This window comes from Paenibacillus sp. J53TS2 (assembly GCF_018403305.1).
Lineage (GTDB): Bacteria > Bacillota > Bacilli > Paenibacillales > Paenibacillaceae > Fontibacillus > Fontibacillus rhizolycopersici.
The window spans coordinates 201,100-228,020 of the sequence record NZ_BOSK01000003.1; the positions used below are offsets into that span (position 1 = coordinate 201,100).

The 26,921-nt window shown below is 52.6% G+C and carries 24 protein-coding genes and 1 other RNA gene; 3 read left to right on the top strand and 22 right to left on the bottom strand.

The window, feature by feature from the left end; all coding sequences use genetic code 11:
- Positions 1–1,119: 1,119 nt before the first annotated feature.
- Positions 1,120–2,451 carry a PhoH family protein gene (locus KJS42_RS08800; RefSeq protein ID WP_193416366.1) on the bottom strand — a complete coding sequence of 444 codons (1,332 nt, stop codon included), beginning with the start codon at positions 2,449–2,451 and terminating at the stop codon, positions 1,120–1,122.
- Positions 2,452–2,581: 130 nt separating this feature from the next.
- On the opposite strand from KJS42_RS08800, the gene KJS42_RS08805 reads away from it, so the two are divergent.
- A complete protein-coding gene (locus KJS42_RS08805; protein ID WP_193416367.1) occupies positions 2,582–3,163 on the top strand; it encodes a YhcN/YlaJ family sporulation lipoprotein in 582 nt (193 codons plus the stop codon).
- Between the two features lie 40 nt (positions 3,164–3,203).
- On the opposite strand, the gene KJS42_RS08810 is transcribed toward KJS42_RS08805, so the two are convergent.
- From KJS42_RS08810 to KJS42_RS08835, 6 genes are all read right to left on the bottom strand, one after another.
- The gene (locus KJS42_RS08810; protein ID WP_155607770.1) at positions 3,204–3,656 is read right to left on the bottom strand and encodes a pyridoxamine 5'-phosphate oxidase family protein; all 453 of its coding nucleotides are present in this window, start codon (positions 3,654–3,656) and stop codon (positions 3,204–3,206) included.
- A 107-nt stretch (positions 3,657–3,763) separates the two neighbouring features.
- Positions 3,764–4,864, bottom strand: a complete 1,101-nt coding sequence (locus tag KJS42_RS08815) for an LCP family protein (protein ID WP_213622620.1) — start codon at positions 4,862–4,864, stop codon at positions 3,764–3,766.
- Between the two features lie 93 nt (positions 4,865–4,957).
- The gene (locus tag KJS42_RS08820) at positions 4,958–5,266 is read right to left on the bottom strand and encodes a YlaH-like family protein (protein WP_155607772.1); all 309 of its coding nucleotides are present in this window, start codon (positions 5,264–5,266) and stop codon (positions 4,958–4,960) included.
- Between the two features lie 36 nt (positions 5,267–5,302).
- Entirely contained in the window at positions 5,303–7,144 is a 1,842-nt protein-coding gene (typA, locus tag KJS42_RS08825) for a translational GTPase TypA (protein ID WP_155607773.1), read from the bottom strand.
- A 215-nt stretch (positions 7,145–7,359) separates the two neighbouring features.
- The gene (locus KJS42_RS08830) at positions 7,360–7,860 is read right to left on the bottom strand and encodes a hypothetical protein (RefSeq protein WP_155607774.1); all 501 of its coding nucleotides are present in this window, start codon (positions 7,858–7,860) and stop codon (positions 7,360–7,362) included.
- A gap of 157 nt (positions 7,861–8,017) precedes the next feature.
- Positions 8,018–8,677, bottom strand: coding sequence for a TerC family protein (locus KJS42_RS08835; RefSeq protein ID WP_155607775.1), 660 nt, complete (start codon positions 8,675–8,677; stop codon positions 8,018–8,020).
- Between the two features lie 130 nt (positions 8,678–8,807).
- Here KJS42_RS08835 and KJS42_RS08840 point away from each other — a divergent pair, with 130 nt between their 5' ends.
- A complete protein-coding gene (locus tag KJS42_RS08840) occupies positions 8,808–9,512 on the top strand; it encodes a TerC family protein (RefSeq protein WP_193416369.1) in 705 nt (234 codons plus the stop codon).
- A gap of 56 nt (positions 9,513–9,568) precedes the next feature.
- On the opposite strand, the gene thiI is transcribed toward KJS42_RS08840, so the two are convergent.
- From thiI to KJS42_RS08870, 6 genes are all read right to left on the bottom strand, one after another.
- A complete protein-coding gene (thiI, locus tag KJS42_RS08845; protein ID WP_213622757.1) occupies positions 9,569–10,804 on the bottom strand; it encodes a tRNA uracil 4-sulfurtransferase ThiI in 1,236 nt (411 codons plus the stop codon).
- 18 nt (positions 10,805–10,822) lie between these two features.
- Entirely contained in the window at positions 10,823–11,962 is a 1,140-nt protein-coding gene (locus tag KJS42_RS08850) for a cysteine desulfurase family protein (RefSeq protein ID WP_213622621.1), read from the bottom strand.
- A gap of 126 nt (positions 11,963–12,088) precedes the next feature.
- Positions 12,089–12,853, bottom strand: coding sequence for a lytic transglycosylase domain-containing protein (locus KJS42_RS08855; protein ID WP_193416371.1), 765 nt, complete (start codon positions 12,851–12,853; stop codon positions 12,089–12,091).
- Positions 12,854–13,035: 182 nt separating this feature from the next.
- Positions 13,036–13,446, bottom strand: coding sequence for a hypothetical protein (locus tag KJS42_RS08860; RefSeq protein WP_155608727.1), 411 nt, complete (start codon positions 13,444–13,446; stop codon positions 13,036–13,038).
- 36 nt (positions 13,447–13,482) lie between these two features.
- On the bottom strand, positions 13,483–13,689 hold the full coding sequence (locus KJS42_RS08865) for a DUF1540 domain-containing protein (RefSeq protein WP_244868424.1): 207 nt from the start codon (positions 13,687–13,689) through the stop codon (positions 13,483–13,485).
- A gap of 144 nt (positions 13,690–13,833) precedes the next feature.
- Positions 13,834–14,337 carry a YpuI family protein gene (locus KJS42_RS08870; RefSeq protein ID WP_155608725.1) on the bottom strand — a complete coding sequence of 168 codons (504 nt, stop codon included), beginning with the start codon at positions 14,335–14,337 and terminating at the stop codon, positions 13,834–13,836.
- 150 nt (positions 14,338–14,487) lie between these two features.
- Between KJS42_RS08870 and KJS42_RS08875 the strand changes: the two genes are divergently transcribed.
- On the top strand, positions 14,488–16,425 hold the full coding sequence (locus KJS42_RS08875) for a S8 family peptidase (protein ID WP_213622622.1): 1,938 nt from the start codon (positions 14,488–14,490) through the stop codon (positions 16,423–16,425).
- 92 nt (positions 16,426–16,517) lie between these two features.
- Here KJS42_RS08875 and rnpB read toward each other — a convergent pair.
- The 9 genes from rnpB to glyQ all read right to left on the bottom strand — a co-directional run bounded on the left by rnpB (position 16,518) and on the right by glyQ (position 26,764).
- Positions 16,518–16,934: RNase P RNA component class A (gene rnpB, locus KJS42_RS08880), an RNA gene on the bottom strand.
- A gap of 118 nt (positions 16,935–17,052) precedes the next feature.
- Positions 17,053–18,168, bottom strand: a complete 1,116-nt coding sequence (locus KJS42_RS08885; RefSeq protein WP_213622623.1) for a Nif3-like dinuclear metal center hexameric protein — start codon at positions 18,166–18,168, stop codon at positions 17,053–17,055.
- Complete coding sequence (locus KJS42_RS08890; protein WP_155608722.1) at positions 18,144–18,905, bottom strand: tRNA (adenine(22)-N(1))-methyltransferase; 762 nt, start codon at positions 18,903–18,905, stop codon at positions 18,144–18,146. Before KJS42_RS08890 ends, KJS42_RS08885 begins: the two co-directional genes overlap by 25 nt.
- Positions 18,902–19,732 (bottom strand): hypothetical protein, encoded by an 831-nt coding sequence (locus KJS42_RS08895; RefSeq protein ID WP_213622624.1) that lies wholly within the window; start codon positions 19,730–19,732, stop codon positions 18,902–18,904. Before KJS42_RS08895 ends, KJS42_RS08890 begins: the two co-directional genes overlap by 4 nt.
- Positions 19,733–20,097: 365 nt before the next feature.
- Positions 20,098–21,222, bottom strand: coding sequence for an RNA polymerase sigma factor RpoD (gene rpoD / locus KJS42_RS08900; protein WP_155608720.1), 1,125 nt, complete (start codon positions 21,220–21,222; stop codon positions 20,098–20,100).
- A gap of 46 nt (positions 21,223–21,268) precedes the next feature.
- The gene (dnaG, locus tag KJS42_RS08905; RefSeq protein WP_213622625.1) at positions 21,269–23,092 is read right to left on the bottom strand and encodes a DNA primase; all 1,824 of its coding nucleotides are present in this window, start codon (positions 23,090–23,092) and stop codon (positions 21,269–21,271) included.
- Between the two features lie 101 nt (positions 23,093–23,193).
- A complete protein-coding gene (locus KJS42_RS08910; protein WP_239483591.1) occupies positions 23,194–23,643 on the bottom strand; it encodes a YaiI/YqxD family protein in 450 nt (149 codons plus the stop codon).
- Positions 23,644–23,802: 159 nt separating this feature from the next.
- Complete coding sequence (glyS, locus tag KJS42_RS08915; RefSeq protein WP_213622626.1) at positions 23,803–25,884, bottom strand: glycine--tRNA ligase subunit beta; 2,082 nt, start codon at positions 25,882–25,884, stop codon at positions 23,803–23,805.
- Positions 25,877–26,764, bottom strand: coding sequence for a glycine--tRNA ligase subunit alpha (gene glyQ, locus KJS42_RS08920; protein WP_193416576.1), 888 nt, complete (start codon positions 26,762–26,764; stop codon positions 25,877–25,879). The genes glyS and glyQ overlap by 8 nt, the downstream gene beginning before the upstream one ends.
- Positions 26,765–26,921 lie beyond the last annotated feature (157 nt).

Sequence of the window (26,921 nt, forward strand, 5' to 3'; positions counted from 1 at the left end):
CAAAGAGTTCAAGAGCGCTAGGGGCCGCCGGGTGAAATGTTCTTACGATCGCTGTTGCTCGCGGATTCCTTTGATTGAACTAATTCAGATGGAGTAGAAATCCGCTCACAAAGGCGAACACAGCCTATGCTTCCGAAGTAGCTTTCTTTCAGAAAGCTTTTAGTTTCTTCAGAATCATTTCCCCCTCTGGCCTTTCGCGCTCTTAATTGAGTTTACCATTCCGGCTCCTCCCGCCGATGGTGTAATAAAGCACGGCGAATCTTAAATAGTGATTCGCCTGCTACTATGTTAGCTTAAGTGCGCCGAGGGAGGCACGCACGCGAAATTTTCTTCTGTAACGGAACGGAGAGCCGCTATTTGTGTATTTCCCGGACATTTCCCGTTCTAACGGAATCACGAGCCGTTATTTAGCCAAAAACGTAACTATTGTCGCCAAAAGTGTCCAAATAAGGTCATCTGGTTACGTTAGACCTCAGAGTCTCCCATTAGCAACCGAATAACGTCTCCCCGTTCCGTTAGCCCTCCTCCATACGGCCAAAATAGCCCGGCGCATCAAGTTATAACGATTCGCCGGACTAAGAAACTAACTAATTTGTGCCTAGGGAGGCTCGCGCGCGATATGTTATTCAGTAACGGAACTGAGAGCCGCTATTTGTGTATTTCCCGGACATTTCCCGTTCTAACGGAATCACGAGCCGCTATTTAGTCAAAAACCTAACTGTAGACGCCAAAAGTGTCCAAATAAGGTCATCTGGTTCCGTTAGAGCTCAGGTTCCCTCATTTGCAACCGAATAACGTCTCTCCGTTCCGTTAGCCCTCCTCCATACGGCCAAAATAGCCCGGCGAATCACGTTATACCGATTCGCCGGGCTTTTACTATTATTTCGCGAAGGACGAGTGGCGAGCACTCGAATAGCACCTTCTCCACTCCAGGAAAGCAAGTAACGAACCAGATGAAGTTTACGTCCGCATTTGGGAGCCGGTTGTCTTCCTTCCATCTCATCATTGGACAACCGGCGGACAAGAGCGGGCCGAAGGCGTTACTTGCTTCCGTTGACTTGGCTACCACGGTTTCCGCCACGGTGACCGGCCGGACGAGTCCGGGAACCAGACGTCCTCCTACAACAAATCCGCCGCCAGCTGCGCCAGCTTCGAGCGTTCGCCTTTCTCCAGCGTGATATGCCCGCTGATGCCTTGGTCGCGGAAACGCTCGACTAAGCTGGTCAAGCCGTTGCTCGTTGCGTCGAGATATGGATGGTCGATTTGCTCCGGATCGCCGACCAGGACGATCTTGCTGCCTTCCCCGACGCGCGACACAATCGTTTTGACTTCATGGCGCGACAGGTTCTGCGCCTCGTCGATAATGATGAACTGCCCCGGGATCGAGCGGCCTCGAATGTACGTGAGCGCCTCCACCTGAATGCTGCCGAGTCCCATCAGGATTTTCTCGATATCGCCGGACTTTTTCGTGTCGAACAAGAACTCCAGGTTATCATAAATCGGTTGCATCCAAGGACGCAGCTTTTCTTCTTTTTCCCCGGGCAGGTAACCTATATCCTTCCCCATCGGAACAACGGGCCTAGCGATGAGCAGCTTCTTGTATTTGTGTTCGTCCTCAACCTTCAGCAGGCCGGCGGCCAAGGCGAGCAACGTCTTCCCGGTACCCGCCTTACCGGTGATGGTAACCAGCGGGATATCATCATTGAGCAGCAGCTCCAAAGCCATACGTTGTTGGGCATTTCGAGCACTGATCCCCCAGATCGGCTCGTTGCTGAGATACAGCGGCTCCATGCGTGTGGCGTCTTCGTTAACCTTTAACAAAGCGGATTTGCCGGTGCCCATTTCATCTTTTAATATTACAAACTCATGAGGGTAAAGGGAATAATTAAGTCCAAGCGGTTTGATCGGCAAAAAACGATACGTATAAAATTCATCAATCACCGACGGGTGAACCTTGAGGGTCGAGTAACCTCCGTACAGATCGCTGGGGCTAACGGTCCGGTCCGACAAGTAATCCTCGGCATGCAGTCCTAGGACATCGGCTTTGATCCGAACGAGTACATCCTTACTCACCAGGATGACCGGACGCGGCGAAGCCAGCTCCGCCTGTTCCAGATGATAGTTCAGGGCAACGGCAAGAATCCGGTTATCGTTGGTGACCTCCCCGAACATTTCCTGGACCTTGACAAAGCTGCGGTGGTTTAATTCCACCTTGATTCGCCCGCCGCCCTCCAGCGGCACGCCGTCGTGCAGATGACCCGTTTCCCGCAATCCGTCAAGCAAGCGCGATACGCCTCGCGCGTTGCGCCCGATCTCGTCAGCATTGCGCTTTTTGGTGTCGATTTCCTCCAGCACGACCGCCGGAATGACCACATCATGCTCGTCAAAAGCGAAAACAGCCCCCGGATCATGCAGCAATACATTCGTATCCAATACAAAGATTTTCTTCACCATTAACCCCTCCAACCGCGGTCATTGCAGCCTTATGTGATTCATACATATTTTTTTCCGCCCAGGGAAATCTAATCTCGATATCTGAACTCCGATAACGAGAGATCAATTCCGAAAGGACGGATCGAACATGCGAATATGGCTGTGTTTGTTAGTGACGGCTTCCCTGCTTACAAGCTGCGGAACTGGTTCTGAAAAGGCATCACCCTCTCCAAGGAATCAAACAGAGAATACGCCCCGAGCGCAAAGCGTGGACCCTTACGCCACAACCGGTACAAACGGCAACAGGGCAATGTCAGACCGTGACAGACAAGTCTATTTGGAGCAGCTTGTGAAAAAGGTTCCCGGCGTCAAAGGCGCACATTGCGTCATTATGGGCAAAACCGCCATCGTGGGCATCGATGTGGATAGCCGCCTCGAGCGCGCAAGGGTTGGGAGCATTAAATATACAGTCGCTGAAGCGCTTCGAAAAGATCCGCACGGAGCTGGCGCCATCGTAACCGCCGATATGGATTTGAACCAACGGATTACCGAGATCGGCAAGAAAATTCGCGAAGGCCATCCGGTTTCCGGTTTCGCCACCGAGCTTGCCGATATCATCGGACGAATCGTTCCTCAGCTCCCGAGCGATACGCGACCTCCCGAAGGCGTGAACCCGAAACAAATGAAAATGGCCCCTGGCGGCGGCACGACGCGGCAAAACTTGCGTTAAGTTTGTCCCAAGATGGAAAAAAAGCCTAGCGATAACCTCGCTAGGCTTTCTTCATGGCGTCAAACACTTGACGATCCAGCATGTCCGCAGCACGCTGGTCGTAAACTTTGGCATATTCCGGCGGCGATACCAGTTGCGCACCATAAAACAACGCATTCCGTACGGCATCGATATGAATATCGAAGCAGCACATATTGAACGGCACGCCGTCTAGGGGATCTTGCACAACGGAAGCACGGCCATTAATCGAGTAAATCGTCTCTTGACCGAATACCGTGACGGTAACTCGCGGATTGGCCTTCAAATTGCCGACCAGCCTGGAGCGATGGTCCAGAGCGAGCCGCAGCTTCGAATGATCGACGGCGTAAACCCAAGAGATCGCGCTGGACGTGGGCCCTCCGGATTCCTGATCCACCGTGTTCAGCAATACAAACGTTTCGGACTGGAAAATCGAATAAAGCGAATCGGACAATTGGGTAACGACTTCGGACATAACGACCAGCCCTCCTGTACGGCATTGCATGAGATTCCACTTAAGACGCTTCAGCTATCCTGTCAGTTAATTGTATTATAACATGTGGCAAAACTTGCATTCAATCGTCAGTTGACCGGCTCGTTTTCCGCTTGCCCGCCATTTCCTTGCTGCGAGTCAGACGTTTTGATGCCGGCAATCTGATTCCTTAAGGCTTGTTTGGCCGCATCCAGTTCATCCTCGTGCAAATAAACGTACGGACTCTTCCAATCACCGGTTACCGGCATGAAATCAACATTTTCCTTGGAAATGCTCCAGTAGGCTTGAATCATATTCTTCATCTGCTGCGATTCCAGATCGGTATCCATATTCTTGCCGACGGACTCGATCACTTTACCTGCGCCCATTACACCATTAAGCGACTTCGCTTGGTCGATTAGGGCATGCAGCACTTCATTCTGCCTGCGGTTGCGGTCAAAGTCATCCGAGCCCTTCGTTCGAGGGCTGCAGTTCGATTTACGGTATCGAACGTAACCAAGCGCATCTTCCCCGTTTAGGTGCTGAGCCCCTTGCTTCAAATTGATATCGGTACCGTCCGCCGTATCGCGGTAACACATATTTGCATCGACATTCACGTCGACGCCACCTAGTGCGTCCACCACATCACGGAATCCTTGAAAATTCAGAACCGTAACATAGTCGATATCGATATCAAAAAACTTGCTCATCATCGTTTTCATTTCCTGCGTGGCGGAAATACCCGTTTTTTTCTCTGCCGCTAGAAAATTGGGATAAAACGCGTTGATCTTGTTTGTCTTATATCCGTCCATCTTCACTCTCGTGTCTCTCGGCAGGGATACGACAGTAGCGGACTTCGTGTCCGGATTCATCGCGATCATCATCATTACGTCGCTAAGATGTGTGCCGGTCTCCGGTCGATAATCCGTGCCGAGCAGCAGCATCGTGATTGGCTTCACCTTAGCGGATTTTCCCGGTGCCACTTTATCCGTGGTCCCGGTCGCATCGATCACCTGATCTGCGGTATAAAACAAATAACCTGCATAAAGGCCAACCCCAACCACCCCGATAATGAGGAGCGTCAGGACAAATTTAAAAAATCGTTTAAAGCCGCTGGACTTCTTTTTTCCGGTGGACCCATTCTTCGCACCTTTTGCCGAGCCTCTTTGGCTATGCCCCCGAGGAGGTAAGCCGCTGCGGTTAGAACTCATGAACTCAAACACCTTATTTCTATAAAAATGTTGTCGCATCCATAAAGACGTACCGGGTTTCGAAAAAGTTACCGAATTTAGGCGGGAGCCAAATTATGCCGATTTATCTCCAGCCGGCGGACCTGCCTTTTTCTCCTTGTTCCGTCGTCCCTCGACAAAATAGCGGATTCGTACCATGAGCATCAGAACAACAGCGACCAGCAAGCATTGAATGATCGGCAGTTTGTCGATTTGAAAAATGAGCAGCAGGAACGAACCCAACGCCATGAGAAGGTAAAGGATGATCTCCTTAAACAGCGGCAGCTTCTGCTGTGCGCGAAATACTTTATTGTAAACGAAAACGATCAGCACGAAGATCAGCACGTAGGAAACGACTGGATGCTCAGCAAACCAGGCCTGCATATCGAACCCCTCCTTCAAATGGCAACGTTACAATTATTATAAGTTGGCTTCCGACATTTTGCGATGTTTTTCCGCCCGTTCACGTTCGCTTTTGTTCAAAATCTTCTTGCGGAGGCGAACCGATTTCGGCGTAATTTCGCAATATTCATCATCATTCAAATATTCCAGCGCTTGTTCCAGCGAGAACAGACGTGGCGTCTTCATCTTCACCGTGTCGTCCTTCGTGGCCGAGCGCACGTTCGTCAACTGCTTCTCTTTACAAATGTTAACGACGATGTCGTTGTCACGGGTATGCTCCCCAACGATCATCCCTTCGTAAATTTCGGTACCAGGCTCCAAGAACAAAATCCCGCGATCCTCGATCGACAAAATCCCGTAAAGCGTCGAAACGCCGTTTTCACTGGATACCAATACCCCTTCATGACGCCCACCTACTTGACCGCCAAGGAATGGACCATAGCTGTCAAAGGCGTGGTTCATTACACCGTAACCGCGAGTCAATGTCAGGAAATGCGTGGTATATCCAATCAAACCGCGAGCCGGAATCAAGAACTCCAAGCGAACTTGACCGGTTCCGTTGTTGATCATGTTGACCATTTCCGCTTTGCGGGAACCTAAACTTTCCATAACCGCACCCATGCTTTCTTCGGGCACGTCGATCAGCAGACGTTCAAGCGGCTCCATCTTGACTCCGTCGATTTCCCGTACGATAACTTCCGGTTTGGATACTTGCAGCTCGTAGCCTTCGCGGCGCATGTTCTCGATCAGGATACCCAGGTGAAGCTCCCCGCGTCCGGATACGATAAAGGCGTCCGGGCTGTCCGTCTCTTCGACGCGCAAGGAAACGTCGGTTTCAAGCTCCTTGAACAGACGCTCGCGCAGTTTGCGGGAGGTCACCCATTTCCCTTCGCGTCCGGCGAACGGGCTGTTATTGACGAGGAACGTCATCTGCAGCGTCGGCTCGTCGATCTTCAATACCGGCAAAGCCTCCGGCTGGTTAGGATCGGCAATCGTTTCGCCAATATTAATGTCCTTGATCCCAGCGATGGCTACGATATCGCCAGCTCCAGCTTCTTCGATTTCCACGCGGCGCAGGCCTTGGAATCCGAACAGCTTCTCGATGCGAGCGGTCTTCTTGCCGCCGTCGCGTGTCATAACCGCCACGGATTGGCCTTGGCGAATGATGCCGCGGTTTACCCGGCCGATGGCGATCCGGCCTAAATATTCGTTATAGTCCATCAACGTAACCAGGAATTGCAGCGGCTCGTCTACCTTCTCCGTAGGCGCCGGAATATGATCGATAATCGTTTCGTACAACGCCATCATATTGTCGTCCTGCTTCTCGGGATCCAGGCTGGATGTGCCGTTCAAAGCCGAAGCATAAACAACCGGGAACTCCAATTGATCGTCGCTGGCTTCCAATTCGATAAACAAGTCCAGTACCTCGTCGATGACTTCGGCCGGGCGTGCAGCCGGACGGTCGATTTTGTTCACGACAACGATCGGCGTCAAGTGATGCTCCAGCGCTTTGCGAAGCACGAATTTGGTTTGCGGCATGCAGCCTTCGTAGGCATCAACAACAAGCAATACACCGTCGACCATTTTCATAATCCGTTCCACTTCTCCGCCAAAGTCGGCGTGTCCCGGGGTATCCACGATGTTGATCAAGTAATCCTTGTACGTAATGGCCGTATTCTTCGCCAAAATGGTAATCCCGCGTTCCCGTTCCAAATCATTAGAGTCCATAGCCCGTTCCTGTACGGCCTCGTTTTCCCGGAAAATCCCGGATTGTTGCAGCAGTTTGTCGACTAGCGTCGTTTTCCCGTGGTCGACGTGGGCAATAATCGCAATATTGCGAATTTCGTTTTCTTCACGCATAGGTTTATCTCCAAATCCTTTCGTCTCTATAGATTATCAAGCAGTTGTCAAGCGTAATGAATTATATATAAAGTTTGCACTTCGAACGGTATTTAATCGACAGGACCAAGTGCAGCCTCATTAACCACAAAACAAAGCGTCGACTAGATGCCGACGCTTGACATATCCCTTATATTATACGTGAAATTTTGAATAATTCAAGAACTAACCCAACATTACCAGGATCTCCGGCGATTGCCGCGGGCGGCGATCAGCCAGATCCCGGCAATAATCAAGAGCGCAGCCAGGAAATATACAATCGAGGAAGCGAACAATGTCCAGCCGAGCAGAAGGATCGAGAAGGCTCCCAGAATCATAGCGGCGATGAATATTCCGTTCTGGCGCTGGGGCGAGAAGTAGCCGTATTCGAACAGGCCGACGGCCAGGCCGAGGAAGAAGAGCGGCCAGGTAAACTTCAGCGTTTGCCATCCGCCAATAACCCCGGTGAAAAACACGAGGCTGTAGACAACCAGAATTGCGCCGGGAAGCAACAGCTCTGCCGGGCCTTTACGCCAAAAATGCCATACATGAAGCACGATCCCCGGAATCAGCAGCAGCAGCGGCCAAAGCGCCTTTCCAAGAAAGCTGAACACCCCTAATTTCCCGAGCAGGATAATCACTCCGGCAGCGAGAATAAAGACGCCAGTCATCAGCTTGTTGTTGTCGGACATATCCATCACACACCTTCCAGAAGACAATGAGGGACAAGACGCAGCAAATTACGACATCCCCTTCCCTTCCAGTTTATATGAAATCTGCCCAAAAAACCACTCGGCCCACGGCCTAGGACGGATGTTTTTTTTCGGATCGTGTGGATGGAACTGCCGAAGCGAGTTACCCGCGTCCAGCGTTATATTTTCGCAGCCAGCCGAACATAATAACGACCGCGGCAGTCACCGCAGGTACGGCATGTGCCAATGCGGGGATGGCAGCTTCCAGGACCGGACCGAGTTGAGGGTCCTGCAGCAGCATATCCCCTGCAGTGTATCCGAGGATACCCGCTCCGGCATAGGTGAGGATCGGCATTCGCTGCAGCCAATCGGCGATCAGGTTGCTGCCCCACACCACGATCGGAATGCTGATGGCGATCCCGATGACAAGGATGGATACGTCGCCTTCCGCCAGCGCGGCGATCGCCAGCACGTTATCCAGGCTCATAATGAAGTCGGCGGCGAGGATCGTCTGCACCGCCTTCCACAATGAGCCTGCGCCGGACACGCGAGAATGCTCCTCCTGAGGGAGCAGCAGCTTAAAGGCAATGGCCGCTAGCAGCACGCCTCCTGCCGCATGAATAAACGGGATTTTCAACAGTAAAACTGCCACCCAGGTCAAAATGCAGCGCAGCAGCACAGCTCCCAGTGCGCCCCACCACACGGCCCGTTTGCGTTGCTTAAGCGGCAAGTTCTTACTGGCCATAGCTATAACAACGGCATTATCGCCGCTTAGCACCAAATTGATGATCAGAATTTCCGACAACAGCAGCAATTGTTCCAAGCTCATCCCTCCCCTACAACTTGTATGAGGAATGGAGCCAAGCTATGCCACTTTACAAAAACAACTCTGGACAAATGAATCCTTTTAGCGATTTAATACGTATATACGTCTATAGAGGAAGTGACATAACGTGGACTTATTTAGTGCTGCTTTTTTTCTCGCCCTGATCAACATTATTTTTATCGATCTTATTTTGGCGGGTGACAATGCAATCGTCATCGGGATGGCGGCAAGAAAGCTGCCCAACTCGGTCCAGAAGAAGGCGATCCTATACGGGACGGCCGGAGCTGTGGTACTGCGAATCGCCGCGACCCTTATTGTCGTCTGGTTATTGCAAATCCCCTGGCTGCTGGCCATCGGCGGTTTGATGTTGGTCTTTATCGCTTACAAGGTGTTAGCGGATGAAGGCGATCATGACAACATCGAAGCCAAGGACAAACTGTGGCCTGCCGTCCGTACCATTATCATTGCCGACGCGGCGATGGGGCTCGACAACGTCATCGCGGTCGCAGGGGCGTCCAAACAACATATGGTTCTGGTCGTAATTGGCCTGCTAATCAGTGTTCCCATCGTCGTATGGGGAAGTACCCTCTTTATTAAATTGCTGGACAAGTTCCCTTGGATTGCTTACCTTGGCTCCGCGGTACTGGCTTACACTGCCGCCAATATGGTTACCGAGGAACGCCATTTCTTGCATTTCTTCGAGGAAAATCCGGTTCTACGCTATCTGCTGATCGCGATTGTGGTCGCCGGCGTGCTGTTGGCCGGTTACATGAAGAAACGCCAGCATCGCAAGGAAACGGATAGCCGTCAGACCCATCCGGCAACCCGTTAAGAGCAGCAAAAACCGCCTCAGCCTTCAAACATGGCTTTGGCGGTTTTTTTGTAGCATTAGAACCAATTTTCCTGGACGACGTCAGCTTCTGTCGATTCCCGCCGCACGATCCTGCGACCAGGCCGAATGACGATGGTTTCCGTGTCCTCCACCGCCTTGGCAATCATCTGGTCCAAATCCTTCAGGGAGTGCTCGACGCTCTCCAGCACATGCAGATTGGGATTGGTTGCCGGTGACTTCGGCACGAACAAGGTACAGCAATCCTCGTAAGGCAAAATCGACAAGTCATACGTGCCGATCTGCTGTGCCATCGCGATAATATCCACCTTATCCGTCATGACCAACGGCCGCAGCAACGGCAGATCGGTCACCCGTCCGATCGCATTCATGCTGGACAACGTTTGGCTGGCCACCTGGCCCAGACTATCTCCCGTTACCAAGGCCAAGGCTCCATTACGTTCAGCCAGCTTGGTGGCGATACGCAGCATCGATCTTCGCATCAGAGTGATGATCAGGTTCTCTTGACCGGATTGCGCCAATGTGGTTTGGATCTCGGTAAAAGGGACGAGATGCATCTTGATCGAGCCTGCAAACCCCGCCAATACGGTGGCCAGGTCGATGACCTTTTGTTCGGCTTTTTTGCTCGTAAACGGATAGCTGTGAAAATGAACGCATTCGATTTCCAAACCACGCCGCAGCGCTGACCAACCGGCGACAGGGCTGTCGATACCGCCGGATAGCAGCAACATCGCTTTACCGTTGGTTCCGAGCGGGAATCCCCCCGCACCGGGAATCACTTCACTGAACAAATAGGTGCCCTGTTCCCGGATTTCCACGCGAAGCTCCAATTCGGGGTCATGTACGTCCACTTTCAGCTCGGGACAGGCGTTTAGGATCGGGCCGCTGACCAGTTTATTCATTTCATGCGTCGAGTGGGGAAATGGCTTCCAGACCCGGCGGGCGCTTACTTTAAATCTCGTGCCAGGCGCGACGCCAAGCTCCTTAACGAAATTTACAGCGGTTGGGATGATATCCTCCAGCCGGGACGGCGTAACCCGGATCGGCGAGATCGAGGTAACGCCGAACACATTCTTCATCGCTGCGACGATTGGCTCTAGCGGCTCTCCTTTTAAGGCAATATAGATCCGTCCATATTCCTTGATGATCTCCGCGCGGGGAAAAGGGTGCAGCAGCGCCTTAACGTGCTTGTGGGCCACCTTCTCGAAACGAGACCGGTTCCGCCCTTTAAGAATAATTTCTCCAAAACGGAGCAACAGCATATCATATTCCAGCATCTTGACATTTCTCTCCTATCGTAAAGCCTGCAGCCGCTTGACCGATTGCTTCAACGCAGCGAGCAAGGCATCTATGTCTCGCTCTTCGTGTTCATCGCCCATACTGATCCGAATGCCCGACGAGGCGATTTCCTTGGATTTACCCATAGCCAGCAGAATGCGGCTTGGTTCACTCCGTTTGGAAGAGCAAGCCGAGCGGGTCGATACGTAAAATCCCTCCTCCTCCAGCATGTGCAGCAACGCTTCCGCTTTCATACCGGGATAAGAAAAATGCACGATGTGCGGAGCTCCCTGTGCAGATGAATTTACCGCTAGCTCCGGGAGCTCCGCAAGCCCTTGGATCAACTGCTCTCGCAAGCGGTACATCACGGTTGCCCGGGCGTCCCGGCCTTCCGCCGCCAAACGCAAAGCTTTGGAGAAGGCCACGATATAAGGAATGTTCTCCGTTCCGGAACGGTAGCCCCCCTCCTGACCTCCGCCTGCCAGCAGCGGTGCAAGCTGTAGTCCCTCGCGAACATACAGCAAACCGACGCCTTTGGGCCCTCTTAGTTTGTGCGCAGATAAGCTGTATAAATCAATGCCGCCATCCGTCAAGGATAACGGCAGTTTGCCAAAGCCTTGAACACCGTCCACATGAAACAGGACTCGGGGCGCCGCGGATTTCAGCAGCCGACCAATGTCTTCCACAGGCTGTACGGCTCCTGTTTCATTGTTGACATGCATCACCGACACAAGAACGGTATCCGGACGCAGCGCTTCCCGCACCTGTTCAGCAGTTACGTTTCCATTCCCGTCAACCGGAAGAACGGTCGCCTCCCAGCCCCAGGACACCAGTTGCTTCACGCTCTCCAGCACGGACGGATGCTCCGTTTCGGTTGTGATCAAATGCTTGCCTCGTCCGGCAAACTGAAGGGCCGCGCCTTTAATCGCCATATTGTTGCTTTCCGTGGCCCCGCCGGTAAATACGATTTCCCGCGGTCGAACTCCCAATGCCGCGGCGCTAACTTCCCTTGCTTTATCCAACAGCTTCGAGCTTTCCTCGCCAAGCCGATGCAGTGACGACGGATTCCCATAATGCCGAGCCATCACTTCCGCTACGGTCTTGGCAACATCCTCATAAGGGGGTGTCGTTGCTGCGTGGTCGAAATAAATCATCTTTTCACCTTCATCTCAAAAAAGACCAAATTGAAAACGCGTATACCCGAAACAACCGCGGTCGGAGCGTTTTCCATTTGATCTTTCTTATCATGTAACGCCATATTCGATAAGCTGCAAACTGCATCAAGCCTCGAACTTTGCCTGTGCTCTCATAATCTTAGCAATATAACCTTGCGTCTCCTGAGGCAACAAATGGAATTTCTCCATCAATTGTTCATCGTTGCCGATCCCAAGTCGTTGCAGTCTTCCAGGTCCGGCATTATATGCCGCAAGGGCTGTTTTAACGTCTCCGCCGTAACGATTGATCTGATACGACAGATATTTGGTGCCCCCGTCTATGTTTTGCGCCGGATTAAATGGATCGCTAACACCTAGCCCTCTAGCCGTCCCGTCCATCAGCTGCATCAGCCCTTTGGCACCGGCGGACGAAACCGCCTGCGGGTTAAACGACGACTCGGTCGCGATCACGGCTTTGATCAAGCTTTCCGGCACGCCGTACCTGGCACTGGCCTGGGTAATCAGGGATTGCAAATCCGATGTGCCTTCCGAAGTCACTTCCGCGAAATCCTCCGCTGACCCCATTCCGGCTACGGTCCCGGAACTAGGAAGTAACTCCGCAAACAGCCCGTCCAAAGTGTCCGTATCATTGAGCCCGCCAGAATACAGGTACCCCTGAAGCGATTCCAACACCGAACGAGAATTGGCGCCCGCAGAATCGGATGATCCTTGCGAATCCTGTTCCGAGAGCATCATTTCTTGCAGCAATATATCAAACAATGAACCATCCATATCGCCAGAAGCCCGCTGTGCCGACGTTCCTTGCAAGTCTACAGGGTTCAAGGACTGAAGCTGGATCCATTGTCCCATCGTTCGCGGATCGATTTGCATGCCTTCTAAGTCTCCTCTTTGGGGATTAACTAGTTCAATGCCTATATTTTACACGCATTCAACGCCTCGCACCACCCTTTTTCGATAAAATTCGCAAAAAGGGAAAAAGGCCAACGTCCGTAAGACGACGTTAGCCTGAGGGTATGACATTCATGATTTCATCGTTAACGACCGCCGAAGGATTAGCGGGTAAACGGCATGAGCACGAAATAACTTAACGTAGATACGATACCCAGACCGATCGCCCAAGCTCCGGACGTTTTGTTGCCCTGGCTATAGGCGTAAAAGCCCATCACCGCCGCCAGCGGCCCCAGGATAATCGACCACATAAAGAGCGAAGCGATCCCCAGACCGACGCCAACGTAGCCTACCGTCCGACCGGCCGTACGAACCCCATCGACACGATCGGATCGATCTGCATCGCGAGTTCTCTCGGCTCTTTCACCGCGGACCACGTTACCGCTAAACGTCCCCGCTGGCGTGACCTCTGCCGCATACTCCTCGTGATACTCGCGGTCAACTTTGCGCGGATAATCGGTACGGCTTTTGCCGGATGAGAGTTGTTCCGGTTTGTCTGATTTGGTATCCGTCATCAAAAGCACCTCCGTTAACTAATGTTTTACTTACGACTATTTCGATTTAGGCTTAAACGTATGACAGCAAGTAGCGGCGGACGACTGGGCGGAGTCTCGGTGTTCCGTATCAAACGTTTCGCCGGCAAATTCCGCCGAATAACGGCTGTTCGCATGCTGATCGACATCGATCATAATGACGTCGGCGTTGCATACATTTTTGTCTCCCCAATAGGTGCAGTTGGATACGCTACATTTGACCATGGGTTTTTCCCCATTTGGCATGTTGATCACCTCGCGTATCATTTTCTCCTCGCCCCCATCCCCTTATGCGCCAAGCCATTAGCAAATCGTTCCGAAAAAGAAAAAGATGCCGAGATCTCGGCATCTTGTCGTTAATTCAATTTTCTATTTGGCGGAACGATTTAATCGCAGTTGGGTCAAATAATCGCTTTCATAATAAGTCAGGTCGTCACGTAATTCCTCGAACATCCCCGTAATGTCCAACACGATATCACGTGCTGCCCGAACCGGCTTTTTACGGAACCGGATCGCATCCTGCCCGGTATAAGCATATCTTCCATCTTCGGAATAGCTTTCATTTTTAGGATAGAAGAAATTGTTAACACAGTCATGATATACATGGTACAGCACTTTCTCGGCAGCTTCCTCGTCAAAGGTCCCGCGCCGAAGAGCGACGCCCAGCTTCTCGTAGCAAACCTCGCTGAACACGAGCAGATGCCGGAGATCCGATAAAAATCCTTGGTAAAACAAAGCTCTGTCCTCTTCTTGACCTTCCATAAGCTGCGGCAGCGAATGCTCGTTCAAAAACGCTTCAAGCTTCTCGGCCGCACGTTTCAAATTCTCTCGAGTGGCTTCACACAACTGCCTGATGTTATTGGCTTGTGACATGCGAACAATTCTCCTTCACCTGTAATGATCGGTATAGTCATTAACGAAAATATCGTAACACAATTTAACCGAATACGGTATCCCTCAAGGAATAAAAACAGGGACATCACCTCACGCTATGGCTATCGACATCTTAAAGGAGGCTAACCGATGAAATGGCGCAGATGGGCTGCCTTAGGGCTGGCGGGAGCAGCCACAGTGGTCGCGGTTTCGTTTCTATTCCCTTCCTCGGACAATGACAAAGCAACGCCGCGGAATACCGTAAATCGGCTTTCCGTACCCCAACCGGCTGAGGAACAAAAGTTGAAGCAGAGTATGCTGAAGCGCGACATGACCGCAACCGAACGGTTATCCCGATTGGACGCCCGGGGTCACCTTCGTTCACTTGCCGCCGACTTTAGCCAAAGTAAGCGCGGTAAGCTGCCCGGCTCTGCCCAAGAATTGCAAAAGGACCATAAGCAGTTTCAAGCGATTCTGTGGTACGATGCCGCAAGCGGGCAAACCAAGCAATTTCGGCGAGAAGATTTCAACCCGGATCCAGCGGTGAAGAAGCAGCTGAACATGTACTTAAATTACGCCAAAAAAGCGCTGAACAAATCGACGGCTTACGAATCGCCTGCTTTCCCGGCGAAGCAGCCGAAATACTTCGTTGCCGCTGAGCCGGCCAAGGATAAGAAGCAAGGGGTCATCGCGGTGATGGACATCGGGATTTTAGGACGGGTACAGGACCATCAACACAAAAACCTGCGTTTGATTCCTTATCCGAGAGAAGGTAAATTTAAGGTTGAATCGGTGCATGCGGATACGCTTAAAGACATCACCGTCAAAACGGGGCATGATAACGAAAAAGCGAGTCACTATTACGAAAACGAAATCGTTGTTACGTTCCACAGCAAGCCGACTCCGGAGCAAATGAAGCAAATCGTGCAGGAGATTTCCGGCAAAGAGCCGCGCAACCTGAATAGCACCTACATTTTTCGTTCGGATACGATGACCATGAAACAACTTCGGCAGTACTTCCTGAATAAATGGCAACCGAAGTACATCGAGCCGCATTATTTGTATTTGACCAACGAAAGCGGAGGAAGTTATTGGGACGATCCGGGGAGTTTCTTTAACGAAGACGATACGAGTTATGCCGAAGAGACGCCGGAAGTTCCGAACGACATGTTGTTCTCCGAATACCAGTGGAACCTGCCGATCATCGAAACGAACCGCGGCTGGCAGCTGTCCAAAGGCAGCAACGATGTGATCGTGGGGATCGTCGACACCGGCGTGGACTTGAAGCACCCTGATTTGCAAGGTCGGTTGCTGAAGGGCTATAACGTCATCGAACCCGACAAGGAACCGTCCGACGACGTTGGGCATGGCACCCATGTGGCTGGTATCATCTCCGCCAACGTGAACAATGGCGAGGGCATCGCAGGGATGATGTGGGGCGGCAAAATCCTGCCTGTGAAGGCGCTAGATAAGTCAGGTTCGGGTACAACCTATTCGGTGGCCCAAGGTATCATTTGGGCAACGGACCACGGCGCCAAAGTGATCAATATGAGTCTGGGTAACTACGCAGACGCCCAGTTCTTACATGAGGCGATCAAGTACGCTTATGATCGGGACGTGGTGCTGATCGCAGCTACGGGCAACGACAATACCGAACGCCCGGGCTACCCGGCCGCCTACCCCGAAGTCTTGTCGGTTTCCGCGACGGACTACAACCTGCAGAAAGCTTCCTTCTCCAACTACGGCGATTACATCGACGTCATGGCACCAGGCGAAAGTATCGCCAGCACCTATCCGGATAATCAATATGCGGCGTTGTCCGGCACGTCGATGGCCAGCCCGCACGTTGCAGCCCTTGCCGCCTTGATTCGATCGGTGAATCCGGAACTGAAAAACACCGAGGTCATGGACATCATCCGGAAAAACGTCATCGATCTTGGAGATACCGGACGCGATAAATATTACGGATACGGGCAGATCGACGTTTACGCTGCGCTGCAAGCCGCCGGAGGTGGCGAGGCGCCGCTGCAGTTTTGGCCGCAGTCGATTCAGCGTAAAATGGACCGCGCCGTGGACCGCGCCAAATAAACGCTCTAAAACCAAAAGCCTCCACATCGCCGGAATTCATTCCAAGCGATGCGGAGGCTTTATCCATAGAAATAGATCATGTTCCCTTTAGTGTTGAAAGTTTGCCGTAAGCCGGGTTCTGTACTCGTTGCGGTAGAACGGGAACAACCCTCCCGCGTTGAGTGACAATCATCTATCTAGGCCGCACATTACTGGGCGGCTCCAGCAACCAACCCGGACGCGCCTCGGGCAAAGGCCGCTTCGCGAAGAAGCTGCGTCCCATTAGGTCTTGCTCCAAGTGGGGTTTACCAGGAACGAAGTCACCAGCGTTCCTCGGGGTCTCTTACACCTCGGTTCCATCCTTGCCTGTGACTCCTTCCCACGAAGTGAGAAGTCGTCCATCGGCGGTCCATTTCTGTGGCACTATCCTTCAGCTCGCGCTGACTGGACGTTATCCAGCACCCTGCCCTATGGAGCCCGGACTTTCCTCCCGCGGCTCTTCAGCCGCCGGCGATTGTCTGTCAAACTTTCGAAAGGCAACACTTGATAGTATACAGGCATTGCTGCCTGCTGACAAGAGCGATTTGACGGTAAACCTGACGTATCCTACCAGCTTCTGTCGCGTATTTTCTCGCTGCTTTCGATACTCTACATGAATCTGAACGGTTCGGTGTTGACCTGGGATACGTGCACGCGAGTTGCGTATTTGTCCTCTGTTAGTTTCTCGGTCAGCCAAGCCGCAACGCGAGGCTTCATGATCTTCTCGGCATTGTGTCCCGGATCGACGATCGCGACCCCGGCCATCCAGGCATCCTGCGCGGTATGGTAATCCACATCCCCGGTCACGAGCACGTCCGCTCCACGGAACTGAGCGCTTTTCCAATATCGTCCTCCCGAACCGCCAAGGACAGCCGCTTTGCGAACCGGCCGGTCCAGATCGCCGACGACCCGAACCATCGGCACATCCAGCCGCGTTTTGACGCGCTCCACGAAGTCCCGCAGCGTAACCGGCTCCGACAGCTTACCAACCCGCCCGAGTCCGAAAGTGCGCCCCTTCAGGTCCATCGAGTACAAGTCATAAGCTACTTCTTCATAAGGATGCTGCTTCAGCATCGCTTGGATGACCTTACTACGCAGGCTATGAGGAACGACCGTTTCGATGCGGATCTCCTCCACCCGTTCGAGCTTACCCTCGGTCCCGATATAGGGATCAGTGCCTTCCCCGGGCTTAAACGTGCCATAGCCCTCCAAGTTGAAGCTGCAATGGCTGTAGTTGCCGATATGGCCTGCGCCCGCGTTCAGCATAGCCTTCAGTACCTGCTCATGGTGGTCCTTCGGCACAAAGACGACAAGCTTATAAAGGTTGTCCGTATGCACATCTTCGAGCGAACCGGAGCTTTCGATTCCCAAGACATCCGCCATCCAATCGTTCATCCCGCCGTCTGTGACGTCGAGGTTCGTATGGGCGATATAAACGGAGATATCGTTTTTGATCAGTTTTTCGTACACCTTCCCCATCGGGGTATCGCTTTGCAAATGAGGCAGCGGACGATAAATGATCGCATGATGGGCAATAATCAGATCTGCTTCCAGGGAGATCGCCTCATCTACGACTTCTTCATTAACGTCAAGCGCTACCAGGACGTTCCGAATCTCCTTTTGCAGGCTGCCCAGCTGGAGTCCGATTTTGTCTCCCTCCATCGCTACATGCTTGGGAGCCAATAGCTCCATGTACTGCACTACGGTTTGTCCTTTGGCAAACATGCCAGCACCTCCTTCAACTGTTCCGATAGCCGGGTAAGCTCCGCCTCCTTCTGACGGGACGTCTCCAGTGCCGACGTAGCAACCGATTGACGAATACTCTCCAGCTTGCGCAGCTCCGATTCCCATTTTGCGAAAAAGACTTCATTCGGAGCCGCCATTAATCTCGGCCCCATCAATAACTGAAGCTCGCGGGTCAATTTGACCTGACACCCCTCCAGTTCGCGTTCGCGATACAGCTCGTTGTTTTGTTCGCCCGCATCGGTCCGCGCTTCGGCCTTCATCACCTCGTATATTTTACCGTCTTCCTCCAGGATAGCCTCTTCGACCAAATACCAATCGTGCTTAAGCAGCCAGCGGCGGACAAATTCTCCGCCGACGTTCGGTTGCAGCACGAGCTGCTTTACGCCAACCAGCTTCGCTTGGCCTTCGTCTAGAATCGAAGCGATCAACGCCCCACCCATACCGGCGATCGTGATCGCGTCCACTTCGCCCGGGGCAATGACAGCAAGTCCGTCTCCTTTGCGAACGGAGATGCGCCCCGTCTCTCCGGCTTCGGCCACCTGACGGCGAGCCGCCTCGAGCGGGCCGTCATTCACTTCTCCGGCGATAGCGAAGGCCGCCCGCCCGCTGCGTACCGCAGCCACGGGCAGCAGCGCGTGATCCGATCCGATATCGGCGAATCGGCAACCGGCCGGGAGCCAGTCGGCAATATGCTGTAATCTAGCTGACAATTTCATGAAGTAATCCACACCACCCATTTTTTACGTAGTCCAAACAAGAGGAGAAAAGCCGCAACGATCTTCATTAGGATCAGCGCCGGCATAGCTGCTATCTCGGCGTCCCGCAGTAGGAGAGCATCCGCTTCCGGCATACACCATAATGACACGGATACGGCAAAGAACACGGGAGCCATCGCTTTAAGCCGATGATAACCCAGCCAGCTCAGCCAGAAGAAGATTGCTGCCAACGGCAGCCAAAACACTTGTAGCATTCCCCAAGATGCATCCGGATTTAGTTGCCCGAGCAAAAAGGCATATAGCAGCATACCGCAAGCAAATCCGCAGTAACTGATGATACCAAACCGCAGCGCGTATCCCAAGACAAGCCAGACGAACCCGCAGAAAGCGATTAGCAGCGTCGTACCGATACCGGGCGGCCAACCCTGGATGGCAATGATCCAACTGCCGAAGCCTAGCAGCATTAAACTGCCAAGTCCGGCCATCGACATGGAGAACAGCGCTTTATCACGCCGATGATAAGCCGCAAGGGCATAGCAAGCCGCCGAAAGCAACAGCGTTATGGCGATTTGCAAACCCCAGGGAAAAACGTTAAAATAAAAAACAATAAAGAAAAAGAAGGAAATTATTCCAAATGAAAGGGACCAAAGTTTCAAGCTTCCCTGTTGAATCAGTGTGTTTAGCGTGAAGCCTGAGCGGGGTGACGATCCCTCGGTCTGATCTTTATATAAGTTTTCCAGGAAATCGCAATATTGCTCGGGCAGCAGCCGACTTCTCCGCCAATGATCGATTTCCTTCAGGATGATCTTGCGTTTATCCTGATTCAACAGAACACCTTCTCCCATATGGTTGTTCACTTAGTCAACTTTAAATCACGAAGCAGAAGCACAGATGCGACGGCTAACGGACACTAGAGCCGTTATTAACCTGATTCCAGGCAATTCCGAACTCTAACGGACTGTAGAGACCTTATTTCGGTCATAATCAGTTAAATAACCGTAAGGAAAGCCCAATAAGGCTTTTTGAGTCCGTTACAGCGAGAAATTGCCGGGAAATCGGCAAATAAGGTCTTTACGGTCCGTTAACGGCTACAAGCTAGCAACTGGCGCCCTATAGAAGAAACGGACACCTCATACAACAAAAATGACCTTACTGCTTAGCTGCAGAAGGTCAAGGTTGCAGGCGATCACGCCTATTCGAGGAAGTCCTTCAGCCGCTTGCTGCGGCTGGGATGGCGCAGCTTACGGAGCGCTTTCGCTTCGATTTGCCGGATTCTCTCCCGCGTTACGCCAAATACCTTCCCCACTTCTTCGAGGGTTCTTGTGCGTCCGTCATCGAGTCCAAAGCGTAATCGGAGCACGTTCTCTTCGCGTTCGGTGAGCGTGTCCAGCACATCTTCCAGCTGTTCTTTCAGCAACTCATAAGCCGCTGCGTCCGCCGGAGCCAAGGCTTCCTGATCTTCGATAAAGTCACCGAGATGGGAATCATCTTCTTCCCCGATCGGCGTTTCCAGCGAAACCGGCTCTTGGGCGATCTTCATGATCTCCCGGACCTTCTCTACGCTAAGCTCCATCTCCGCAGCGATTTCCTCCGGCGTAGGTTCGCGTCCCAGCTCTTGTAGCAGCTGCCGGGATACCCGAATCAGCTTATTGATCGTTTCGACCATATGAACCGGGATTCGAATCGTTCTCGCCTGGTCGGCAATCGCGCGGGTAATCGCCTGACGGATCCACCAGGTGGCATAGGTACTGAATTTGAAGCCTTTCTTGTGGTCAAACTTCTCCACGGCTTTAATCAATCCCATGTTTCCTTCTTGAATCAAATCCAGGAACAGCATGCCGCGACCGACATAACGCTTGGCGATGCTGACGACCAGACGCAGATTGGCTTCGGCCAAACGGCGTTTCGCCTCTTCATCCCCGTTTTCAATCCGTTTGGCAAGCTCCATCTCGTCGTCCGCCGACAACAACGGTACCCGCCCGATCTCTTTCAGATACATCCGTACAGGGTCATTGATCTTGATCCCCGGAGGAAGCGAGAGGTCGTCATCGTAGTTGAAATCGTCGCCCTCATGCGAGTTGTCTCCATCGCCGCGCCGGTGATCCTCGTCGCCGTCGCCTGTTACATCAATGCCAAGATCGGCTAATTGCTCAAAAAACTCGTCCATCTGCTCAGGATCTTGATCGAAAGGCGAAAGCTTCTCCATAATTTCTTTGTAAGTTAAGGATGACCTTTTCTTCCCTTGTTCGATCAATTGATCCCTTACCTGATCCAGCGTTAATTCCGTTTCTAGTTCAGTATGTTGGTCATTCGTCATATCTGGCTCCCTCCTCCCTAGAAACATCACCGAAAGTCCGTTCGTCTTACTGTCTCTCTAGGGCAATAATCTCACTTGCAATTTGTGCCGCACGCATAAAATCTCCGGCTCGTTCGGCCGATACCATTTCCTCTTTCTTGCGCTTGATCTGTTCGAGCAAAGGCACCTTCTGAATTTCACGAATACAATCGTCCAGCTCCTGCGTCGTCCATTCGGCTGGCGTATCCATCATCGCGATCGAAATGACCGTCTGCTCCAATCGCTCATCTTGAAGTGAGGAAATGAAATGACTAGCATCCGGGTTCTTCCCTTGTGCGTAATAGGCGTATAGATAAGCGGCAATCGCCACATGATCTTCGATGTTAAAGTTCGTCCCTAGGCGTTCGCCTACATAACGGGACACCTCTTCGTCCTGCAGCATGAAAGACAGCAGTCTTCGTTCCGCCGCATGAAAAGCGGGCAGCAACGTTGGCATGGATGCCTGCCCTTTTTTATGCCTACCATTATTCCACCTTTCGGGCTTATTATCCCCGGCATCTGCCTTTTTTTGCATAACCGTTCTCAGTTCGTTGCATTCCTGCTTTAAGCTGTCGAAGGAGACTTGCAAATCGGCGGAGAGTTCCTTTAGATAAATCTCGCGTTCGCTTGGGGAGGAAAGCGCCGCAATAATCGGCATCGCCTCTCTGATATAAGCGACTTTCCCATCTTCTTCTAGCAGTATATGGTTTTTTCTCAGATATATAAGCCTAAATTTGACGGAAGAAACCGCGCCGTCCAAAACTTGATGGCGGAACCGCTCGGCCCCGTACTTTTGGATGAATTCGTCGGGATCCAGCCCTTCGCTGAGCAATGCGATTTTTACCTGAAAAAAACCTGCGCCTTCAAGAATCGGAATGCTCTTCAACGCCGCAGCTTGTCCCGCGGAATCGCCGTCATAGCAGACCAACACTTCCTCGGCCATGCCACGCAAGATAGCCGCATGACTTTCCGTTAATGCGGTCCCCATCGTAGCCACGCCGTTATGAACCCCGGCCTCCCACGCGCTAATGACGTCGCCGTAACCTTCGAACAGGACAACTTGACCTGTTTTGCGGATCTCATTTTTCGCTTGATGCAAATTGTAGAGAACTCGGCTTTTGGTAAACAGCTTGCTTTCTGGCGAGTTCAAATATTTCGGTTGTCCGTCGCCAAGCACTCTTCCTGCAAACGCGATTACTTTCCCGCTTCGATTGTGCAACGGGAAAATCACCCGGTCACGGAAACGATCCACGAAACCGGAACCGTCTTGCCTGGACGAGAGCAATCCACCCTTCTCCATCGCTTCCAGTTCAAAAGATCGTTTGTCCAAAAACTGGACGAGCGTATCCCATCTAGCGGGTGCGTAACCAATCTGGAACGTATCGATGGCTTTGTCGGTAAAGCCGCGGGATTTCAAATACTCCATCGCCGGCTTGCCGTATTCGGTGTTCTTCAGCAAGTAATGATAAAGCTTGGAGGACCATTCATGGGCCTGCAGCAGTTGCTCCAACTCTTGGTTACGCGGTGAATCACCGTAACCTCTCCCCTTATCCTCATAAGGGATGTGCGCCTCTTCCGCCATGATTCTGACTGCCTCGGGAAAGGTTAATCCTTCGATTTCCATCCTGAATTTGATGGCGTTCCCGCCTTTGCCGCAGCCATAACAATGGAAGATTTGCCGTTCGGGCGTTACCGTAAACGACGGGGTTTTCTCCGAATGGAACGGGCATAACCCCTTCATGTACTTCCCCTGTTTCGTTAGATGAACGTGCTTGCTGACCGTGTCGACGATATCGTGCTGACGCAGAACCGCCTCGATGACTTCCTCCGGAATGCCACGCCCGGTACTCATCCAAATCACCTTCATCTTTCACGCGTGAGAATCATCCAAAATGTCAAAATGACCGACATTTTGATGTTCTCGGGTGACACGTAAATAGTAATTCGCTAAAACTATACATTCTCCTGCAAACGTGACAAAAGTTTTGACAAAGCGTCCGTAAACCGTTCGCGGTCTTCGCCGGTAAACGGCTTCGGCCCTTTGCTGTGATGCCCTGCCCGCCTCGCCTTCGCTTGGTGGTGGCGGCGTTCTAGCAAATAGTCGATATTATCCGCATGGTAGACGTCGCCGCGCGGGGATAAACCGTAGCAAGCTCTCGCGATGACCAAAGCCGCCAGACCGTAGTCCTGGGTCACAACGATATCGCCCTTCTCCACATGGGCGGCGATATACAAATCCGCGCTTTGTCCGCTTCGATCAACCTGAACGATATTTACACCCGGCCCCGGTTGTAAGACATGATCATATGAAGCCACCATCAACACCGGCACGCCGAACCTGCCTGCAGTTTCGGCAATTTCCGCCTTTACCGGACAGGAGTCCCCATCGACGACGATTCGCATCCTCCATGCCTCCATGTAATACAATATAACCTCGAAATGGCCTAATCTAAACAAGCGTTACGCCGAATCTTATCGATTTATGCCGATAAGCGATGGATGGCTGACGGCAAGCCCTTCGTTTGCCGTCAGCCACACATTCGCTTTACTTTCCTTCTTCTATTATGCCCAAACCAGTTTGCCAAAATCGGCAAACGACTTGAGATCTTCATCAATCGCGGCCAGCAGTGCCAAGCGGTTTGTCCGGATGGCATCGTCCTCGGCCATAACCATAACCGCTTCAAAGAAGACCGTGATCGCTTCCTTCAAGCCGCCAATCAGCTCCAGCGCACCCGCAGCGTCGCGGGAAGCCAGCGTCTCCCGGTACTTCTCAGATACCGAACGCCATGCCTCGTAGAGCGTTTGTTCCGCCGGTTCGGAGAGCAAATCAGAACGAACCTTCTCGCCGGTGGCTTTTGCTGCGAGGTTACTCACGCGTCCAAACGATTCAACCGTCGCCTTGAAGTCTTCTTTCCCGTTAACAGCATCCATCAGCGCCTTGCCACGAGCCACCGAGGAGACGACATCGTTATAACCGGCCGACAGGACGGCGTCCACGACGTCATAACGGAGACCTTCGTCCGAAAGCGTCTTTCTGACGCGAAGTCCGAAGAATTCCATCAGATCCTTCAGCACTTCCTCTTCGCTGCGTTTAAGTCCGCGGAATTGCTGATGGGTTTCCAGCGCCAGCTTGAAGATATCGGTCAATGAAACGGACAGCTGGTGTTCGACAATAATCTGGACAATGCCCGCCGCTTGACGGCGCAGTCCGTACGGATCCTGGGAACCGGTTGGGATGATACCGATCGAGAAGCACCCGGCGATCGTGTCGATTTTGTCGGCGATGCTGACGATCGAGCCTACGGAAGAAGCCGGCACGGCATCGTCCGCAAAACGCGGCTGATAATGCTCGAAGACGCCTCGTGCAACGGCTTCGGGCTCGCCGGTTTTGCGGGCATAATCCTCGCCCATCACCCCTTGCAATTCGGGGAATTCATAAACCATTTGCGTCACCAGGTCGAACTTGCAAATTTCCGCAATACGCGCGGCAGCCTCCGCCGTCCCGGTATCGGCGCCAAGCATCGCCGCCAGCTTCTCCGTATTGCGGCGAATACGGCGCACCTTGTCCCCGATCGTGCCGAGCTCGTCATGGAACACGATGCTCTCGAGCTTGGACAACGCGTCCTTGATCGCCAGCTTCTGATCTTCTTCATAGAAGAACTTCGCGTCGGACAAGCGGGCACGGAGCACCTTCTCGTTGCCGCGGGCGATCACATCCAGCGAGGTGTTGTTGCCGTTGCGCACGGTCACGAAGTAAGGAAGCAGGTTTCCTTGTTCGTTCAGCACCGGGAAATAACGCTGATGCTCACGCATCGAGGTGATAAGCACCTCCTGCGGAATGTTCAGGAACGATTCCTCGAACGTGCCGAACAACACGGTTGGCGTCTCCACCAAGAATAGCACTTCCTCCAGCAAATCTTCCTTCACCGCGATATGCCAGCCCTTTTCCTTGGCCAAGGCATCAATTTGGTTCTGAATCAATTGTTGACGCTCGTTCACGTCCGCGATCACCTGCTGAGCGCGTAGCGTTTCCACATAAGCTGCAGGCTCTTCAATCACCGTTTCATTCCCAAGGAACCGGTGTCCCCGTGTCACGTTCCCGGCCTTCACGCCAGCGATTTCTAGATCGATGATGTCTTTGCCGAACAAAGCCACCATCCAGCGGATCGGGCGAACGAATTTAAAATCGTAATTTCCCCAACGCATGTTCTTCGGGAAATTCATCGCCTGCAAAATCCCCAGCAATCCCTCAGCGACGAGGCTTGAGGTTTCTACGCCGATACGGCTCTTATTGACATAAACGTACTCCGTGCCGCCAACTTCACGGAATGTGAATTGCTCCGGACTCGCCCCTTGGCTTCGGGCAAAACCAAGTGCCGCTTTACTCCATTCGCCTTTTTCGTCCAAGGCGATTTTGCGCGAAGGTCCTTTGACCTCTTCATGCACGTCTTCCTGCTTCTCGGCCACATCCTTAACGAGAATAGCCAACCGGCGCGGAGTCGCATAAGCTTCCACCGCTCCGTGCTGGATGACGGATTCCTCCAGCCACTTGACCGTCCGCTCCTTCAACTGCTCCAACGCAGCGCGGATGAACCGGGCCGGCATTTCCTCCAAACCGATTTCGAACAGCAGATCCTTAGCCACGTGCAGCACCCCCTTTCTGAAGCATCGGGAAGCCGAGCTTCTCGCGTTCCTCCAAATAGGTCGCGGCAACCTGGCGTGCCAAATTCCGTACCCGCGTGATGTACCCCGTCCGTTCGGTGACGCTGATCGCCCCGCGGGCGTCCAGCAGGTTAAACGTGTGCGAGCATTTCAGCACGTAATCGTATGCCGGGAACACCAAATGCTGCTCCATCGCTTTGCCTGCTTCCTGTTCGTACATGTTGAACAACGTAAATAGCATTTTAACGTCGGAGATTTCAAACGTATATTTCGAGTGCTCAAACTCGGCTTGATGAAAAACATCGCCATACGACGTGCCGTCCACCCACTCCAAGTCAAACACGTTTTCCTTGTCTTGGATATAGGAAGCCAGGCGCTCCATGCCGTAGGTAATTTCTACGGCCACCGGGTTGGTTTCGATCCCGCCAACCTGCTGGAAGTAAGTAAACTGCGTCACTTCCATGCCGTCCAGCCAGACTTCCCAGCCGAGGCCCCAGGCGCCCAGTCCCGGATGCTCCCAGTTGTCTTCCACGAAACGGATGTCATGCTCCAGCGGGTTAATGCCAAGCCGCTTCAAGCTGTCCAGGTATATTTCCTGGATGTTGTCCGGGGATGGCTTCATAATCACCTGAAACTGATGGTGCTGATACAGCCGGTTGGGATTCTCCCCATAACGGCCGTCAGCCGGGCGCCGGGAAGGCTCAACGTAGGCTACGTTCCACGGCTCCGGGCCGATGGAACGCAGGAACGTCATCGGGTTCAGGGTACCTGCCCCTTTTTCCACGTCATACGGCTGCACGACGATACAATTCTGTTCTGCCCAGAACTGCTGCAGCGTCAAAATCATTTGTTGAAAGTTAATACTCATGGCGAACCTCATCTCCTAACCTTCAGGTTTGTTCAGCAAGCATGAGTTAGAGAGGCAATACAAAAAGCTCCCGCCTCTACGCCTGCTGTCAGACGTAGGGACGAGAGCTGTGAAGTGGTTGTTTAATAAGTCCGCTTTTGATCACGAAGTG

Bases quoted from the DNA above. Each gene is read 5' to 3' on its own strand.
- KJS42_RS08805 (WP_193416367.1), top strand. From the start codon at position 2,582: ATGCGAATATGGCTGTGTTTGTTAGTGACGGCTTCCCTGCTTACAAGC.
- KJS42_RS08810 (WP_155607770.1), bottom strand. From the start codon at position 3,656: ATGTCCGAAGTCGTTACCCAATTGTCCGATTCGCTTTATTCGATTTTC.
- KJS42_RS08815 (WP_213622620.1), bottom strand. From the start codon at position 4,864: ATGAGTTCTAACCGCAGCGGCTTACCTCCTCGGGGGCATAGCCAAAGA.
- KJS42_RS08820 (WP_155607772.1), bottom strand. From the start codon at position 5,266: ATGCAGGCCTGGTTTGCTGAGCATCCAGTCGTTTCCTACGTGCTGATC.
- typA (WP_155607773.1), bottom strand. From the start codon at position 7,144: ATGCGTGAAGAAAACGAAATTCGCAATATTGCGATTATTGCCCACGTC.
- KJS42_RS08830 (WP_155607774.1), bottom strand. From the start codon at position 7,860: ATGGATATGTCCGACAACAACAAGCTGATGACTGGCGTCTTTATTCTC.
- KJS42_RS08850 (WP_213622621.1), bottom strand. From the start codon at position 11,962: ATGATTTATTTCGACCACGCAGCAACGACACCCCCTTATGAGGATGTT.
- KJS42_RS08855 (WP_193416371.1), bottom strand. From the start codon at position 12,853: ATGCAAATCGATCCGCGAACGATGGGACAATGGATCCAGCTTCAGTCC.
- KJS42_RS08860 (WP_155608727.1), bottom strand. From the start codon at position 13,446: ATGACGGATACCAAATCAGACAAACCGGAACAACTCTCATCCGGCAAA.
- KJS42_RS08865 (WP_244868424.1), bottom strand. From the start codon at position 13,689: ATGGTCAAATGTAGCGTATCCAACTGCACCTATTGGGGAGACAAAAAT.
- KJS42_RS08870 (WP_155608725.1), bottom strand. From the start codon at position 14,337: ATGTCACAAGCCAATAACATCAGGCAGTTGTGTGAAGCCACTCGAGAG.
- KJS42_RS08875 (WP_213622622.1), top strand. From the start codon at position 14,488: ATGAAATGGCGCAGATGGGCTGCCTTAGGGCTGGCGGGAGCAGCCACA.
- KJS42_RS08885 (WP_213622623.1), bottom strand. From the start codon at position 18,168: ATGTTTGCCAAAGGACAAACCGTAGTGCAGTACATGGAGCTATTGGCT.
- KJS42_RS08890 (WP_155608722.1), bottom strand. From the start codon at position 18,905: ATGAAATTGTCAGCTAGATTACAGCATATTGCCGACTGGCTCCCGGCC.
- rpoD (WP_155608720.1), bottom strand. From the start codon at position 21,222: ATGACGAATGACCAACATACTGAACTAGAAACGGAATTAACGCTGGAT.
- dnaG (WP_213622625.1), bottom strand. From the start codon at position 23,092: ATGAGTACCGGGCGTGGCATTCCGGAGGAAGTCATCGAGGCGGTTCTG.
- KJS42_RS08910 (WP_239483591.1), bottom strand. From the start codon at position 23,643: ATGCGAATCGTCGTCGATGGGGACTCCTGTCCGGTAAAGGCGGAAATT.